The organism is Trinickia dabaoshanensis (assembly GCF_002879885.1).
Classification (GTDB): domain Bacteria; phylum Pseudomonadota; class Gammaproteobacteria; order Burkholderiales; family Burkholderiaceae; genus Trinickia; species Trinickia dabaoshanensis.
This window is the reverse complement of the sequence record NZ_PNYA01000026.1, coordinates 16,011-29,829: the sequence shown is the minus strand read 5'-3', so window position 1 is coordinate 29,829 and position 13,819 is coordinate 16,011. Positions and strand designations below refer to the sequence as shown.

At 61.1% G+C, this 13,819-nt stretch carries 18 protein-coding genes; 9 read left to right on the top strand and 9 right to left on the bottom strand.

Annotated elements, in window-relative coordinates:
* Positions 1-90: 90 nt before the first annotated feature.
* Together pbpC and C0Z18_RS24350 are read left to right on the top strand one after the other, a co-directional pair.
* Positions 91-2,493, top strand: coding sequence for a penicillin-binding protein 1C (gene pbpC / locus C0Z18_RS24355; protein ID WP_233217467.1), 2,403 nt, complete (start codon positions 91-93; stop codon positions 2,491-2,493).
* Positions 2,494-2,535: 42 nt separating this feature from the next.
* Complete coding sequence (locus C0Z18_RS24350) at positions 2,536-3,042, top strand: GNAT family N-acetyltransferase (RefSeq protein WP_102648015.1); 507 nt, start codon at positions 2,536-2,538, stop codon at positions 3,040-3,042.
* Here C0Z18_RS24350 and C0Z18_RS33260 read toward each other — a convergent pair.
* Entirely contained in the window at positions 3,039-3,248 is a 210-nt protein-coding gene (locus tag C0Z18_RS33260) for a hypothetical protein (RefSeq protein WP_199189536.1), read from the bottom strand. The two genes, C0Z18_RS24350 and C0Z18_RS33260, sit on opposite strands and share 4 nt — an antisense overlap.
* Between C0Z18_RS33260 and C0Z18_RS24345 the strand changes: the two genes are divergently transcribed.
* Positions 3,249-3,467: a hypothetical protein gene (locus C0Z18_RS24345; RefSeq protein WP_199189535.1), complete on the top strand. Its 219-nt coding sequence runs from the start codon at positions 3,249-3,251 to the stop codon at positions 3,465-3,467.
* 104 nt (positions 3,468-3,571) lie between these two features.
* Positions 3,572-4,411, top strand: a complete 840-nt coding sequence (locus C0Z18_RS24340; protein ID WP_102648014.1) for a helix-turn-helix transcriptional regulator — start codon at positions 3,572-3,574, stop codon at positions 4,409-4,411.
* Between the two features lie 9 nt (positions 4,412-4,420).
* On the opposite strand, the gene C0Z18_RS24335 is transcribed toward C0Z18_RS24340, so the two are convergent.
* Positions 4,421-5,008: a LysE family translocator gene (locus C0Z18_RS24335; protein WP_102648013.1), complete on the bottom strand. Its 588-nt coding sequence runs from the start codon at positions 5,006-5,008 to the stop codon at positions 4,421-4,423.
* Positions 5,009-5,166: 158 nt separating this feature from the next.
* On the opposite strand from C0Z18_RS24335, the gene C0Z18_RS24330 reads away from it, so the two are divergent.
* On the top strand, positions 5,167-5,745 hold the full coding sequence (locus C0Z18_RS24330; protein WP_102648012.1) for a transglutaminase-like domain-containing protein: 579 nt from the start codon (positions 5,167-5,169) through the stop codon (positions 5,743-5,745).
* Between the two features lie 100 nt (positions 5,746-5,845).
* Here C0Z18_RS24330 and C0Z18_RS24325 read toward each other — a convergent pair whose 3' ends face one another.
* Positions 5,846-6,271 (bottom strand): VOC family protein, encoded by a 426-nt coding sequence (locus C0Z18_RS24325; protein WP_102648011.1) that lies wholly within the window; start codon positions 6,269-6,271, stop codon positions 5,846-5,848.
* Between the two features lie 301 nt (positions 6,272-6,572).
* On the opposite strand from C0Z18_RS24325, the gene C0Z18_RS24320 reads away from it, so the two are divergent.
* Complete coding sequence (locus C0Z18_RS24320) at positions 6,573-6,881, top strand: DUF4148 domain-containing protein (RefSeq protein WP_102648010.1); 309 nt, start codon at positions 6,573-6,575, stop codon at positions 6,879-6,881.
* Between the two features lie 244 nt (positions 6,882-7,125).
* On the opposite strand, the gene C0Z18_RS24315 is transcribed toward C0Z18_RS24320, so the two are convergent.
* Positions 7,126-7,788 carry a glutathione S-transferase family protein gene (locus tag C0Z18_RS24315; protein ID WP_102648009.1) on the bottom strand — a complete coding sequence of 221 codons (663 nt, stop codon included), beginning with the start codon at positions 7,786-7,788 and terminating at the stop codon, positions 7,126-7,128.
* 100 nt (positions 7,789-7,888) lie between these two features.
* Between C0Z18_RS24315 and C0Z18_RS24310 the strand changes: the two genes are divergently transcribed.
* The gene (locus C0Z18_RS24310; protein ID WP_102648008.1) at positions 7,889-8,863 is read left to right on the top strand and encodes a helix-turn-helix transcriptional regulator; all 975 of its coding nucleotides are present in this window, start codon (positions 7,889-7,891) and stop codon (positions 8,861-8,863) included.
* 15 nt (positions 8,864-8,878) lie between these two features.
* On the opposite strand, the gene map is transcribed toward C0Z18_RS24310, so the two are convergent.
* Both map and C0Z18_RS24300 read right to left on the bottom strand, forming a co-directional pair.
* A complete protein-coding gene (gene map, locus C0Z18_RS24305; protein ID WP_102648007.1) occupies positions 8,879-9,643 on the bottom strand; it encodes a type I methionyl aminopeptidase in 765 nt (254 codons plus the stop codon).
* Entirely contained in the window at positions 9,640-9,852 is a 213-nt protein-coding gene (locus C0Z18_RS24300; protein WP_102648091.1) for a ParD-like family protein, read from the bottom strand. The genes map and C0Z18_RS24300 overlap by 4 nt, the downstream gene beginning before the upstream one ends.
* 277 nt (positions 9,853-10,129) lie before the next feature.
* On the opposite strand from C0Z18_RS24300, the gene C0Z18_RS24295 reads away from it, so the two are divergent.
* Positions 10,130-10,438 (top strand): DUF4148 domain-containing protein, encoded by a 309-nt coding sequence (locus tag C0Z18_RS24295; RefSeq protein WP_102648006.1) that lies wholly within the window; start codon positions 10,130-10,132, stop codon positions 10,436-10,438.
* A gap of 60 nt (positions 10,439-10,498) precedes the next feature.
* Here C0Z18_RS24295 and C0Z18_RS24290 read toward each other — a convergent pair whose 3' ends face one another.
* The 3 genes from C0Z18_RS24290 to C0Z18_RS24280 are packed head-to-tail and all read right to left on the bottom strand — an operon-like array spanning position 10,499 to position 12,825.
* Entirely contained in the window at positions 10,499-11,308 is an 810-nt protein-coding gene (locus C0Z18_RS24290) for a dienelactone hydrolase family protein (protein ID WP_102648005.1), read from the bottom strand.
* Between the two features lie 12 nt (positions 11,309-11,320).
* Entirely contained in the window at positions 11,321-12,214 is an 894-nt protein-coding gene (locus tag C0Z18_RS24285) for an EamA family transporter (protein ID WP_102648004.1), read from the bottom strand.
* Positions 12,211-12,825, bottom strand: coding sequence for a nitroreductase family protein (locus C0Z18_RS24280; RefSeq protein WP_102648090.1), 615 nt, complete (start codon positions 12,823-12,825; stop codon positions 12,211-12,213). The genes C0Z18_RS24285 and C0Z18_RS24280 overlap by 4 nt, the downstream gene beginning before the upstream one ends.
* A gap of 103 nt (positions 12,826-12,928) precedes the next feature.
* Between C0Z18_RS24280 and C0Z18_RS24275 the strand changes: the two genes are divergently transcribed.
* The gene (locus tag C0Z18_RS24275) at positions 12,929-13,816 is read left to right on the top strand and encodes a LysR family transcriptional regulator (protein ID WP_102648003.1); all 888 of its coding nucleotides are present in this window, start codon (positions 12,929-12,931) and stop codon (positions 13,814-13,816) included.
* The last annotated feature ends 3 nt before the right edge of the window (positions 13,817-13,819 follow it).

Here is a 13,819-nt window from a genome sequence, read left to right as displayed (position 1 = left end):
GCGCCGCGCAGCGGCACGTCGCCAGCTTACGCTCGACGACGTGCCGCCCGGTTGCGAACGCCGCTCTCGAATTTCGTCGAACGCGTTATCGTGCTTTCCTTCCGCTTCATATTGCAGGCGTGCGGCGTGTGGATCCGGCGCCGGCAGAACTGGCTCGCCGGCGCCGCGCTGGTCGCGGGTCTCGTGCTCGCCTGCCGGCTCTGGCCGCATCCACCCCTGCGCGACTGGAAGCCGTCGTCCACGGCCGTCTATGACGACCGGGGACGGCTGCTGCGCCTGACCCTCGCGAGCGACGATCGATTCCGTCTATGGGTACCGCTCAAGGACATGTCGCCGCAACTGGTCGACGCAGTGCTCTTGCACGAGGACCGTTGGTTTCGCTGGCACCCGGGCTTCAGCCCTTACGGGCTCGTACGCGGCGCCTGGGTGACTTATGTGCGCCATGGCAATCGGCAAGGCGGATCGACGATCACGATGCAGCTCGCGCGCTCGCTATGGCAGATGAACACTCGATCGCCATGGGGCAAGCTCAAGCAAGTGGCGCGCGCGATCGAACTCGAACTGTTCTATTCGAAAGCGCAAATTCTCGAGGCCTATCTGAACGATGCGCCCTATGGCCGGAACGTCGAAGGCGCAGGGGCGGCGAGCATTGCGTACTTCAACCGCGCCGTGGGCGACTTGAGCTTACCCGAAGCGCTGACGCTGGCCGTGATCCCGCAGGACCCCACCCATCGGCTACAAAGCGCTCCGGCCAACGGCGCCTCGGGCACGGAGGGCGTCATCAACCGCAGCCTGACCGTTGCGCGCAATCGTCTCTACGCGCGCTGGCTGGAGCGGCATCCGCGCGACGCCGCGCTCAAACCGCTGTTCGCCCTGCCGTTGAACATTCGACCGTTATCGCGCCTCCCGTTCGAGGCACCTCACGCCGTCGACCAGGTGTTGGCGGCGCGGCGAATGGATGGCACCGATCGCGAGCCGCGTGTGCGCACCACGCTCGATTTGCGGCTGCAACACATCCTCGAACGCGAAGTCTCGCGCTATGTGGCGCGCAACGAGAACGTCGGCATTCGCAATGCATCCGCCCTACTCGTCGATACGCGCGATATGGGCATCAAGGCGCTGGTCGGCTCGGCGGACTACTTCAACCGGTCGATACAAGGGCAAGTGAACGGCACGCTTGCCCGGCGCTCGCCGGGCTCCACCCTCAAGCCGTTCATCTATGCGCTCGGCTTCGATCAAGGCGTATTGCACCCGCAAACCGTATTGCGCGACGTTCCCACGTCGTTCGGCCCCTACGCTCCCGAAAACTTCGACGGACATTTTCTCGGGCCGATTACCGCGACCGATGCATTGAACCGCAGCCGCAACGTCCCGGCGGTGTGGGTCGCCTCCCAATTGCACGCTCCCAACCTCTATCAATTCCTGCAAGAAGCCGGCATCGGCCACATGGCGAGCGAGCAGCACTACGGCCTCGCGCTGGTACTGGGCGGCGGCGAGGTATCGATGCAGGAACTGGCGTCGCTCTACGCGATGCTCGCCAATCGCGGCGCGCTCGAGCCGTTGCGATTGCGCGCGAGCGATCCTCGCTCGGGCGGCATCCGGCTGCTCAGCGACGAGGCCAGTTTCATGGCGATGGACATTCTGCGCCAACACTTGCGGCCCGACGAGACGTCGGGTGCGCAACCATCGCGTCTCCCGGTGTATTGGAAGACGGGCACGTCTTGGGCCTACCGCGATGCATGGACCGCCGGCGTATTCGGTCCATACGTGCTCGTGGTGTGGGTGGGAAATTTCGACGGCACCGGCAATCCGGCCTTCGTCGGCGTGGATGCCGGCGCGCCGCTGTTCTTTCAAATCGTCGATGGAATGGAGGCCGAGTTCCCGCAATTGGCGGAGCCCTCGCGGCCCAAGCCGGCCAATCTCAAACGCGTACAGATCTGCCTGGCGAGCGGGGACTTGCCGAACCAGTGGTGTCCGCAACGCGGCTGGACTTGGTTCATTCCCGGCAAGTCGCCGATTCGCGTGAGCAACGTGCATCGTCCTTTGATCATCGACGACGCGACAGGCCTCCCGGCATGCCCGCCCTACTCCGGCAAGCACACGCACGAGGAGGTGTACGAATTTTGGTCTTCCGATCTGCAGCAAGTGTTCGCGCAGGCGGGGATTGCGCGCCGCAAGCCGCCCAGCAATCCGCAATGCTTCAATGCGGGGGCGCTCGAAGGCACGCCGCCGCAAATCACCTCGCCGGTGTTGGGCAGTATCTATACGATGCGTCTTGCGCAGCCCGATAAACAGCGCATCGCCTTCAGCGCGACGACCGATGCGGATGCGCACGCGCTTTACTGGTTCGTCAACGACGCATACGTCGGCCGTAGCGCCCCGGGCAGCGCGATGTATTGGCAGCCGAGTACCGCCGGCTCCTACCGCGTGCGAGCGATCGACGATCACGGCCGTGTCGATCAGCGCACGCTGCAAGTCAGTTTGATCGAGTAGCCGGTAGGCCGCTTCGATTCCATCATGCAAGGTGTTAGAACCATGGCCACCGTCCGTCTCTTAGGCCCCGACGATGCCGAACGTTTCAAGACCATCCGTCTTCTCGCCGTCGACACTTCGCGCACATCGATCTGGCCGACCCGCGACGAGGAAATGGCAAGGCCGATCGAGCAGGTGCGCGAGCGCATCGAAACCACACCCACTCAGGCGGTGTTCGGCGCGTTCGACGGCGAAGCACTGGTGGGCATAACGGGCGTTCGCCGAGAGCCGCTGCTTCAGGTCACGCATAAGGCCACGATCTGGGGTGTGTTCGTCGATCCTTCCTATCGTGGGCGAGGAATCGCGCAAGCACTTCTGTCCGCCGCATCGACTCATGCGGCGGAAATGTGGAACGTCGTCCAACTCATGCTTTGCGTGAACGCGGAAAACATCGCGGCGAAGAATCTTTATCTCTCGCAAGGCTTTCGAACCTTCGGCGTGGAGCCGCGCGCGATGCGCGTGGGTGAGCGGTTCTATGACGAGGAGCATATGTGTAAGCGGTTGCGTTAGACGACCGGGTTCATTTCAGCCGAGCGCGCGGCACCGAGCCTCCATCGACAGAACAACGCCGCGATTACCCGGCGCTTGCCACGCCCGAGCACTGGCGTTTCATCGTCTACGACGAGCAATTCGCGGATATGCCTCAGCAGCAATGAATCCTTGGCCTTGCCGATGGGCGTGCGCTGGCGTGCGAACTGAGCGATATCGGTAGCCATTTGATCGCGGCAACCGCCGGCGCGGGCGTAGCGGGCTTGCCTTGCTTCCTGGGAGACGCGCATGCCGGCCTCGTCAAGCTCGAGCACGATGCGAAGCGCTTTTCGCGTGACATCTGGCTCGTTACCCATCGAGATTTGAAGCGCTCGCACCTCGTGCGCACCGTGATGACCTATTTGGCCGAATCGTTTGCGTCCGCACCGGGGCTCGCCATTCGATAACCCACTGCTACACCTTGCGCGCTGCGGGGAGGACGTAGTTTTCGCCCCAAACGTCCTCGTCGTCATTATCATGTTCGCTGTTGCGCTAAAGACCGGAGAATTCGATGGCCCTCGCGACCGTTCCGCCCAAACCCGCATCGACGCCCGTATTCTGGCGCGACGAGCGTCTCGCGTTCATCGAAGCACGTTATGTCGAAGACGGCCGGCACGTGTGCTACGCCAGGCACGCGCATGATTTCTTTTCGATCGGTGCGATCACGGCCGGCGAAAGCGTCTATATCAACGGCGCGGCGAACGAGCGTGTCAGCGCCGGCACCGTCGTGCTGATCAATCCGGAAGATGTGCACGCCTGCAATCCCATCGACGATCGGCCATGGTCGTACATCATGCTCTACGTGGACGTGCACTGGTTGGCGCAGGTCCAACAAGCGTTTGGGACCCATCAAAGCCGGGCGTTTCGCCCGTTCCCAACCCATATGACGACTGAGCCCGAGATATTCGCGGGCCTGAACCGTCTCTATACGGTCCTGATCGACGAGCAAACCAATCCTGCCGATAAAGAAAGCGCGGCGCGCGCCTTCTTCTGCGAAGTGCAATCGATGCTCGGCGACACCGAAGCCACGCCAACCGAACAATCAAACCCGAAGCTCACCAAGGCAGCGCAATATATCCGCTCGAATTTCACGCGCCCGGTCAAGCTCGAGGAGATCTGCGAGGCCGCGGAGCTCTCCTCGTCATATCTCATTCGTGCGTTCAAGGGACGGTATGGGATGACGCCGCACGCGTATCTCGTCAACTGCCGCATCGAATACAGCCGTTCTCAATTGAAACGAGGACGCGCAATCGCGGATGTTGCCGTTGAAGCAGGGTTTGCCGATCAAGCGCATCTGCAACGCGCCTTTCGTCAATTCACGGCGGTCACGCCTCGTCAGTATCGCGGCTAAGGGAACCGGCTAGGCTCGAATCAAGTAAATCGCGCTCGCCGTAAGCAACAAGGCCATGATGCGGTTGAAAAACCGAACTTGCTTGGGCTCACGCAAATGCCGCTGCAAACGCGAGCCGGCGTATACCCAGCACGCGATCGATCCGTAGCAAATCAGGAAATAGATGACGGCGAACTGCGCGACCACCCGGCCATCGCCGTTGGCGGCGTAGGCCCCCATTCCCGCGAGTGCCGCCACCCATGCCTTCGGATTCAGCCATTGCATGGCGGCGCCGGACGTCCAAGAAGGCCCCTTCGTCATGCGCTGCGTTCCGAGCCGGCCATCGTCCGCCGCTAGCTTGTAGGCCATATACAGAAGGAACAACACGCCGGTCCACTGGATCGCTTTCGTGAACATCGGCCAATGCGCTAAGAACTCGTGTAGTCCGAATCCCGTCATCAGCAGCAGCAAGGTAAAGCCCACCGTCGCGCCAGTCACGTGCCGCATACCCGCGCGCAGCCCGTATTGCGCGCCCGCGCCCAGCGCCACGACGTTGACAGGACCGGGGGTAATCGACGCAGCGAGCGCGAAGGCGCCCATCGAAAGCACATCACTCATTCATTCCCTCGACTCGCATATTGGAAAGTCATGGATTCGAAGGTACAGCGCGAGGGCGCACAGGTATTGAAGAAAATCACCCTTGCGCCCGCCGGCAACGGGCGCACCTGTGTATAGTCGAGCGGCCGCGCAACCCCTCATCGATAAACACCCCGCCTATGCATCGCTATCTGGCTCCGAGTAAGTACATCGACTTCGATGCACCCGAAGTGAAGGCACTCGCTATCAAGCTGGCCGCTCACGCAACTTCGGAAAACGAACTCGTGCGTTCTGCTTTCGAATTCGTGAGAGACGAGATTCGCCACAGTTCGGACTTCAAACTCAATCCCGTCACTTGCAAGGCTTCGGATGTATTGAGGTACAAGACGGGCTACTGTTATGCGAAGAGCCATTTGCTGGCCGCGCTTCTTCGCGCCAGTGGCGTGCCGGCCGGGCTTTGCTATCAACGGCTTTCGGTAACGGGCGAAGGCGCGCCCTACTGCCTACACGGACTGAATGCCGTGTACCTTCAGAACGTGGGTTGGTACCGCATCGACGCGAGAGGCAACAAGCCCGGCGTGGACGCGCAATTTCATCCTCCGAAAGAAGCACTCGCCTTCCCGATTGCAACGCCCAACGAGCGGGACCTTCCGGAAATCTGGGCCGAGCCTTTGCCGGTGGTGGTACACACGCTGGAATCGTTCGACACCTATGACCAGGTGTTGGCCAACCTTCCCGATATCGAGTTGATCGTCTAGCGCATCTGCTGCTTCCTAGCGTTCGCCGCTACGGCGTTGCAATCGTCGCCGAGCGCAGCCCTCATCGTGCATACGCCTCGGCGCCGGTTTCGAGCCGCAATCACTTCGCGAACAGCATCTCGAGGTTCGCGAACGCCTTGAATTCCAGTGCGTTGCCGCTCGGGTCCAAGAAGAACATCGTCGCTTGCTCGCCCGCCTCGCCCTTGAACCGAATATACGGTTCGATCACGAACCGAATCCCCGCCGCCTTCAACTTCTCGGCCAGCGCGTTCCAGTGGGGCATCGTCAAAATCGCACCGAAATGGCGGACGGGTACGCCATGCCCGTCGACGGCATTAGTGGTGCTGACGCCCGTTTCCTCGGGCGCGAGGTGCGCGACGATCTGATGCCCATATAAATTGAAGTCGACCCATTCGGGCGCGCTACGCCCCTCCGGGCAACCGAGCAGATCGCCGTAGAACGCGCGCGCGGCTTCGATACTGTGAACCGGAAACGCGATATGAAACGGTAGGAGCGGAGTATTCATGGCAAGGAGCATCCATAAGTCGAGGGAGCGATGCGCTGCGTCGAGCGCCCGTCGAAGATGTTATCTCCTCGCTCCCCAAGCCGCCACGCTGCATATTTCGCCGGGATTGCGGGCAAAGCGAGCCGGCATCTTAAGGCTAGCACCGGCACCGGTCGTTGCGATTATGAACAATTTTGCAACGATGAGTTATCAAAGTAGGCGTTAACCCTAGGCCCTCCAATCGCTACACTGCAGTCATCGGTTCACGCAACGAACTCGATGCAACTAGCAGGAACGACAAATAAACTTGGAGGTAGTAATCATGAAATCGCTCATTCAATCCGTTGTCATCGCCGCCGCTCTTGCCGCTCCCGTGGTCGCTTTCGCCCAGTCGAACGCCCCGGTCACCCGCGCTCAAGTGAAGGCCGAACTCATTCAATACAAGCAAGCGGGCGGCCGCACGAACTTCAGCAACGACCCGCACTACCCGGAAGACGCGCAACTCGCCCAAGCACGCGTTAATGCGCAAAACGGCAACAATGAAGGTGTGGGTGGTGTGCAAGCCGGTTCGTCCGCTTCGGGTGCACCGGCCAAGGCCGACGGCCTGAAGCCCCTGTTCTTCGGGCAATAATTTCGCACCAACGAATCCCGGCCGGTAGCGCCCAAAGGGCGCACTGGCCGGTACACAAACGATTCGCTGATTCGAATCGACTTCGGCTTGCGTCGCGGTGACGATGGCAAGCCGTTCTCGCATCGATACCTCCGCCGCCGATCTTCGGCGGTTTCGCCTGGCCCTTCATTCGGCTGGGCGCTTTTTCACCGGCTATCCTTTGCGCTTTCGCGCGCGCCCGGAAGTATCCACGGGCAGCAGCCGATCAATCCAGCGCGAGCATAAAGTCCGGCATCGAACTTCCAATCGACGCGAGATACGCGGCCATCGCACCGGCGACTTTGCGTACGGCCGGGCGCGCGCTCATACGTTCGCGCCACGCCAGTAGATTCGGCGTCTCGGCCGTCATCGGTGCGCCCTTTCGCGCGCCGAACAACTGCGCCATATAAAAGCCGATGTCGGCGTAAGAATAGGTGCCGGCCAAAAACGGTTGATTGCCGAGCGTTTGCTCCATGTGCCGATAGAATTTCGATGCCTCGTGACGCGCCGTCTGCGCCGCCGGATCGTCGGGCGTATCTTCGAGGCCCATCAGCCGGACGATGTGCGGAAAGTAGATCTCATCGCCGCGATGCTCGAGTTGACGCGCCCTCGCGCGTGCTTTGGGATCGGCCGGCCACAGTGCCGGGTTCGGCACGAGGTCCTCGAGATATTCGAAGATTTGCGTCGAATCGAAAATCTCCAAGTCTCCGTCGATGAGCACGGGTACCTGACGCTTGGGGTTGATGCGCAACACATCGGGGTGCTTCGGCTCGTAGCCTCGAAACTGACTGAACGGCGCCATGACCAGCTCGAAATCGACGCCTTTCTCGAGCGCCGCGATCTCCACCTTTGCACCGAACATACTCAACGGCCCGGATATGATTTTCATTGTGTCCCTCTTCGTTCGATTGAGCAGCTTGACGATACGGCGAATAATAGGCCCCGTAACCTGACACCTTTTGTCATGTATTTTCGGTACTGTGTCGCCTATGAAAGCGAGCCGTTTGTTGTCGATCATGATGATGTTGCAAACCCGCGGGCAGATGACCGCGCCGGCTTTGGCCGAAGCGTTGGAGGTCTCCGAGCGCACGATCCTGCGCGACATCGATCAGCTCTCCACGGCTGGCGTACCGATCTGGGGAGATCGCGGGCGCAATGGCGGCTTCCAACTGCGCGAGGGTTGGAGTACCGATCTGACCGGGCTCACGCAGCCCGAAGCGCACGCACTGTTTCTGGCGGCCTTGCCGGGGCCGGCAACCGAACTCGGGCTAGATGCGATGGCCGCTTCCGCCCGGCAAAAAGTCATCGCAAGCCTTCCCGTCGAATCGCGCGAGCAGGCCGATCGCGTAGCCAGCCGACTGCACGTCGATACGGTGGATTGGTATCGCGCGCAAGAAACGCCCGCGTTCCTGCGAGAGGCGGCGGACGCCGTCTGGGGCGCCTACCGTATCGAAGTCAGCTATGAGAGTTGGCGAGGCGTCTCGCGCCGAGAACTCGAACCGCTGGGCTTGGTACTGAAAGGCGGTGCCTGGTATTTGGTCGCGAAGGTACTGGGCAAACCGGAGCCCTCGACGTTTCGCCTAGCAAACATCCTCGAGTTCAAGCCGTCCAACCGCCGCTTCAAGCGTCCCGCGCGCTTCGATCTAGCCAAACACTGGCGAGCGGCGATGGAAAAATACGAGGCCGAACTCTATCGGATGAGCGCACATATCGCGGTGTCGCCGCGCGGCGAGAGTTGGCTTGTCAATGGGCGCGTGAAAACCGCGCCCGTCGTCAGCGAAGGAGCGCGCGCCGAGGTACCCGCCGGATGGAAAGAGTTCATCATGCCGATCGAGTCGATCGACCACGGAATCCGGAAACTGATGGAACACGGCGCCGATCTGAAAGTCATCGGCCCTGAAGCGCTCAAGCAGCGATTCATCGAGGAGCTATCGCGATTGAATGGGCTCTACGCCGGTATGTGATCGCGGCTCGGCGCGCTAGAGCATCACTTCGTCCGGCCGCAACGTTAGCACGCGCACGCCGTTTCGCGTGACCGCCACGGTGTGCTCGAATTGTGCGGACAGCCGCCCATCGCGGGTGACGACCGACCAACCATCGGCTTCGGTTCGCACGGCGTGGCGCCCTTCGTTGATCATCGGCTCGATGGTGAACACCATGCCTTCGCGCAAGGTCAAACCCGTTCGCGGCCTTCCCCAATGCAGCACTTCGGGAGGCTCGTGCATCTCGCGCCCGATGCCGTGGCCGCAATATTCTTTCACCACCGAATAGCCGTTTCGTCGAGCATGCCGCTCGATGGCGTACCCCACGTCGCCGAGCGTGGCGCCGGGGCGAACCGCCTTGATGCCCTGCCACATCGCTTCGTAGGTCACCTGCACGAGCTGCTGAGCCGGTGGTGAAACCTCGCCCACGAGATACGTTTTGCTCGAGTCGGCAATGTAACCGCCCTTCTCCAGCGTGATATCGAAATTGACGATATCGCCGCTTTGCAGGATTTCGGCGGCGGAGGGCACGCCATGACATACGACATGATTGCGTGACGCGTTCAATGCATACGCGTACCCGTACTGCCCTTTGCTCGCGGGACGCGCATTCAGTTCGTGCACGATGTAGCGGTCGACGAGATCGTTCACTTGCATCGTCGACATGCCGATCAGATTCAATCGGTCCAAATGGGTGAACACATCGGCTAGCAACCGGCCGGCGTGTGCCATCAATTCGATTTCTTCCGGCCGCTTGGTCATGGGCAGGCCGCCTTCACGGCTTGCGCCACCACGCCCGCTGCTCGCAACTCACTAGCCACGATCTCATTGAAGCTCTGAGTCGGATTCATTTCGCACAACATGCCGATCTTGATCCAGAACGCCGCTTGCGCATTGATCGACCGGCAGGACACCGCGCTTGCTTTGCGTATCTGGTCGTGCAAATCGTCATCGATATTCACAATACCCATACAGACCCCGTATATGAAACGTATACGAATCATATCGTTTGTGACGGGGCCACGCAATCGATTCTTGCCGATCGGCGTGGCGCGCTGTTGCGCATAAGGGCTGTCGGGATACGCCGAGCGTGCCGGCGCCAAGCGATTGTGAACAGATTTGCAACGATGAGTTATCAAAGTAGGTGTTAACCCTAGAGCCGCAAATCACTACACTTCAGTCATCGGTTCACGCAACGAACTCGATGAAACCAGCAGGTACGACAACTAAATCTTGGAGGTAGTAATCATGAAATCGCTCATTCAATCCGTCGTTATCGCCGCCGCCTTTGCCGCTCCCGTGGCCGCTTTCGCTCAATCGAACGCACCCGTCACCCGTGCGCAAGTCAAGGCCGAACTCGTTCAATTCGCACAAGCCGGCGGCCGCGTGAATTTCAGCAACGACCCGTACTACCCGGCCGATGCCCAACTGGCGCAAGCTCGCGTTAATGCGCAAAACAGCAACAATCAAGGGATTGGTGGCGTGCAAGCCGGTTCGTCGGCTTCGGGTGCCTCGGCCAAGGCCGACGGTGCCAAGTCGATCTTCTTCGGCATCTGAGTTGGTCGCGCTTGAAAGTCGCTCGGAGGCGCCTCAGTCGGCGCCCGGAGCGGCAGCCGCTTAGGTTCCCGCGGCGTTCGAATCCACCGCGAAGCTTTCGGTCAGCCAATCGCGCATCAGCCGATAGGAACGCGCCGCGACCTTCGCGTCATACCGGCAGTTTCCCGTCTTGGCCGTCGCCTCGGTTTCGGTGAAGCAATGCACCGCATGGCCGATTTCGACGAACTGCCAATCGGCAGAGTCTTGCTCCATCCCCTTCGTAAAGTCGGGCACCTGTCCAATCGTGAACGTATCCGCCGAACCGTTCATCGCGAGTACCCGCGCTTTGATCTTCGCCGCCAACGCGGGATTGTCCGTGCTCAAGTCTCCGTGAAAGGCAACGACGGCCTTCACATCGGACCCGGTCCGCGCCAAATCGAGCACCGCGGCGCCGCCGAAACAAAATCCGATTGCCGCCAGCCGCGAGAGATCGACCGGCGCATCCTTGGCTTGCCCCTTCAATTGTTCGAAGGCTTTAACCATGCGCGCGCGCATCAAACCGCGATCGTGATAGAGCGGCGCGACAGCGGTACGCGCGTCGTCGTCGCTTTTCGGGCGGACGCCGTCGCCGTACATGTCGGTCAACAGAATCACGTAGTCTTTGCCGGCGATCATTTCGGCTTTCTTGACGGCAATGTCGTTGACGCCGTACCAATTCGGCACCATCAAGAGCCCGGGCCGCTTGGCCGTCACGGCATCGTCATAGACGAGCATGCTTTTGAACGTCGTGCCGTCGAGCTGCCAACTTACAGGTTTGGCCACCATCTTCGCCCATACGGGCGACACAACGAAAATACCGAGCACCATCAAGGCGACGCGCACGAATCGCATGGCAATGTTCTCTCATCGGTTGGAACGCAGGTTCGTAGTCGAAATCGGCGCGCCGGCCGCGCGAGCGGGCCGTTGGCTAAGCCAAATGCTGCCGACGACGAACACGATACCGGCGATTTGAATCCGAGTCAGCGTCTGATTCAAGAACACCCATCCCAGCACCGCCGCGGTGAGCGGACTAATGAAAAGCAGCGGCGAGAGCACAGCCGATTCGAGCCGCGCAACGCCGCGAAACCAGAGAACATAGGTCAACGCGGCGCCGACCAACGCAAGCCATGCGAGCGCGCCCGCATTCATCAACGTCGGCGCGGGCATCGGCGGTGCGAACAGCAGTACCACAGGGATCAATAAAATACCCCCGGCCGTGAGTTGCCATGCCGTGAAGGCGAGCAGCGAGACCGGCGGTTGCCACTTGCGCGCCAATACGTTGCCGACGGCCATCGACGCGGCCCCGGCGAGCCCTGCCGCGACCCCGATCGGGTCGAGCGCGGCACGCGGCGTCAGCACGAGCAGCGCCACCCCGGCGATACCGATCAGCACGGCGACGATCGATACTCGCCGCAAGGGACTCGACAGTATCAGCCTCGCGAGGAACACCGCGAACAACGGCTGCACCGCCGCCACCGTTCCCGCCACGCCGCCGGGCAACCGATAGGCTGCTACGAACAACATGCTCAAGAAGACCGAGATATTGAGGGCGCCGAGAATGAATACGCGCAGCCAATCCGCGCCCCTCGGCACCTGCCGCACGATGGCGAGCAGCAGCAAGCCCGCCGGTAGAGCGCGCAACATCGCCACTGTCATCGGCGAGAAATTGGGCAGGAATTGTGTCGTGACGATATACGTACTGCCCCAGACGACCGGGGCCACGGCGGTCGACAGCACGTCGGCGGCATTGGTTTTCATATGATTCGCAAAACTTCCGATAGCGCGCGACGCGGCTTCTGCGGCCAATTACCCGGTGCGGCTCGACCGACGGCAACGAGCATCACCGGGACTTCGTCGTGCGCGAGCTCGAACGCTTTCGCCACGGCATCGGCGTCGAATCCGTTCATCGGGCCGGAGGCAAGACCGAGCGCTTGAGCGGCGTAAATCAGCGTTGCGGCGCCCAAGCTCGCCGAGCGGATCGCCTCGTCGCGTGCGGCCTGCGGGTCCGCGTATTTGGCCTGCGCGCCTTCTTGCCAAGCCGACGACATTTCCGGCCGCATATGCCCCGCTTCTACGAAAAGCCGTAGCCGCTCGGGAATACCTTCCGAACGGGGCAGCACGCCGCACACGATGAACGTGACCGCGGCGTTCGATACCTTTTGTTGACCGAACGAAAGTTCGCGCAGCGTGGCCTTCGATGCGGCATCGCGCACGGCGATGAATCGCCAATTCTGAAGGTTGTAGGCAGTGGGCGCGCGCGTGGCGAGCCGCACGAGCTCCTCGATTTCGGTGTCGTCCAGTCGATGCGACGTGTCGAATAAGTTCGTGGAGATACGTTGTTCGATTAAAGCGACGGTAGGGTTGATCATTGCGCAATCCGGCGAAGAAGAGATTGCGATCAGCATACGGAATTGACCGAACGATGATAATGTTCGCCGCAGAACAACAAAATCAACCGATGGTGAATGATCGATGGATCGCTATACCGCCTTGCAGGTCTTTCGCCACGTGGCGGAACTCAACAGCTTCGCGGAAGCCGGGCGCCGGCTCGGGCTATCGGCGGCGGCGATCAGCAAGAATATCGCCGAATTGGAGACGTTCATCGGTGCACGGCTCATCAATCGCACCACGCGGCGAATGGCGCTCACAGAAGAAGGGCGCATCTACTTGGAGCATGTCGCGCGCGGGCTCGATGCGCTCGCCGAAGCGGATCACGCTTTATCGCCGATCAAGGCGTCGCCGCGCGGCATCCTGCGCGTCAGCGCGCCGATGACCGTGACGTTGACGCGCTTATCGGCCGCCATCCCGGCATTTCTAGCGCGCTACCCCGACCTGAAACTGGACTTGCACCTCGACGATAGGCGGGTCGACCTCGTCAAGGAAGGTTTCGACCTTGCCATTCGCGGCACCGACAGCTTGGAAGATTCGAGCTTGATCGCGAGACCGCTGGCGGTCATGCCGCATGTGGTCTGTGCGTCGCCCACTTATTTCGAGGCGCATGGCAAGCCCGGCGTGCCGTCCGATTTGAAAGCGCACAACTGCATCCGCTTCAGCCTATCCGGGCACGCGGACGTTTGGGAGTTCAAAAAGGGCGAGCACATCGAGCGCATCGCAATCGATGCGCGCTACTCGGTGGGATCGAGCCTTGCCATTCGCGACGCATTGCGCGCCGGCTTCGGATTGAGTCTCATCCCGCTTCCGTATGTCGAAGACGATCTGAAGGAAGGACGGCTGCAGACGGCGCTGGATGGATGGGACACGGTGCAGACCACGTTGTACGCGATCTATCCTTCGCGGCAGCACGTCACGCCGAAACTTCGCGCGTTCGTTGCATTCCTGATCGAAGAATTCAGCCGGTAGGGG

Coding starts and splice junctions, on each gene's coding strand:
- C0Z18_RS33260 (WP_199189536.1), bottom strand. CDS start 3,248: ATGGCTACCGATATCGCTCAGTTCGCACGCCAGCGCACGCCCATCGGC.
- C0Z18_RS24325 (WP_102648011.1), bottom strand. CDS start 6,271: ATGAATACTCCGCTCCTACCGTTTCATATCGCGTTTCCGGTTCACAGT.
- C0Z18_RS24300 (WP_102648091.1), bottom strand. CDS start 9,852: ATGGGTATTGTGAATATCGATGACGATTTGCACGACCAGATACGCAAA.
- C0Z18_RS24315 (WP_102648009.1), bottom strand. CDS start 7,788: ATGAAAATCATATCCGGGCCGTTGAGTATGTTCGGTGCAAAGGTGGAG.
- C0Z18_RS24320 (WP_102648010.1), top strand. CDS start 6,573: ATGAAATCGCTCATTCAATCCGTTGTCATCGCCGCCGCTCTTGCCGCT.
- C0Z18_RS24275 (WP_102648003.1), top strand. CDS start 12,929: ATGGATCGCTATACCGCCTTGCAGGTCTTTCGCCACGTGGCGGAACTC.
- C0Z18_RS24290 (WP_102648005.1), bottom strand. CDS start 11,308: ATGCGATTCGTGCGCGTCGCCTTGATGGTGCTCGGTATTTTCGTTGTG.
- C0Z18_RS24295 (WP_102648006.1), top strand. CDS start 10,130: ATGAAATCGCTCATTCAATCCGTCGTTATCGCCGCCGCCTTTGCCGCT.
- C0Z18_RS24285 (WP_102648004.1), bottom strand. CDS start 12,214: ATGAAAACCAATGCCGCCGACGTGCTGTCGACCGCCGTGGCCCCGGTC.
- map (WP_102648007.1), bottom strand. CDS start 9,643: ATGACCAAGCGGCCGGAAGAAATCGAATTGATGGCACACGCCGGCCGG.
- C0Z18_RS24280 (WP_102648090.1), bottom strand. CDS start 12,825: ATGATCAACCCTACCGTCGCTTTAATCGAACAACGTATCTCCACGAAC.
- C0Z18_RS24330 (WP_102648012.1), top strand. CDS start 5,167: ATGCATCGCTATCTGGCTCCGAGTAAGTACATCGACTTCGATGCACCC.
- C0Z18_RS24350 (WP_102648015.1), top strand. CDS start 2,536: ATGGCCACCGTCCGTCTCTTAGGCCCCGACGATGCCGAACGTTTCAAG.
- C0Z18_RS24310 (WP_102648008.1), top strand. CDS start 7,889: ATGAAAGCGAGCCGTTTGTTGTCGATCATGATGATGTTGCAAACCCGC.
- C0Z18_RS24335 (WP_102648013.1), bottom strand. CDS start 5,008: ATGAGTGATGTGCTTTCGATGGGCGCCTTCGCGCTCGCTGCGTCGATT.
- C0Z18_RS24340 (WP_102648014.1), top strand. CDS start 3,572: ATGGCCCTCGCGACCGTTCCGCCCAAACCCGCATCGACGCCCGTATTC.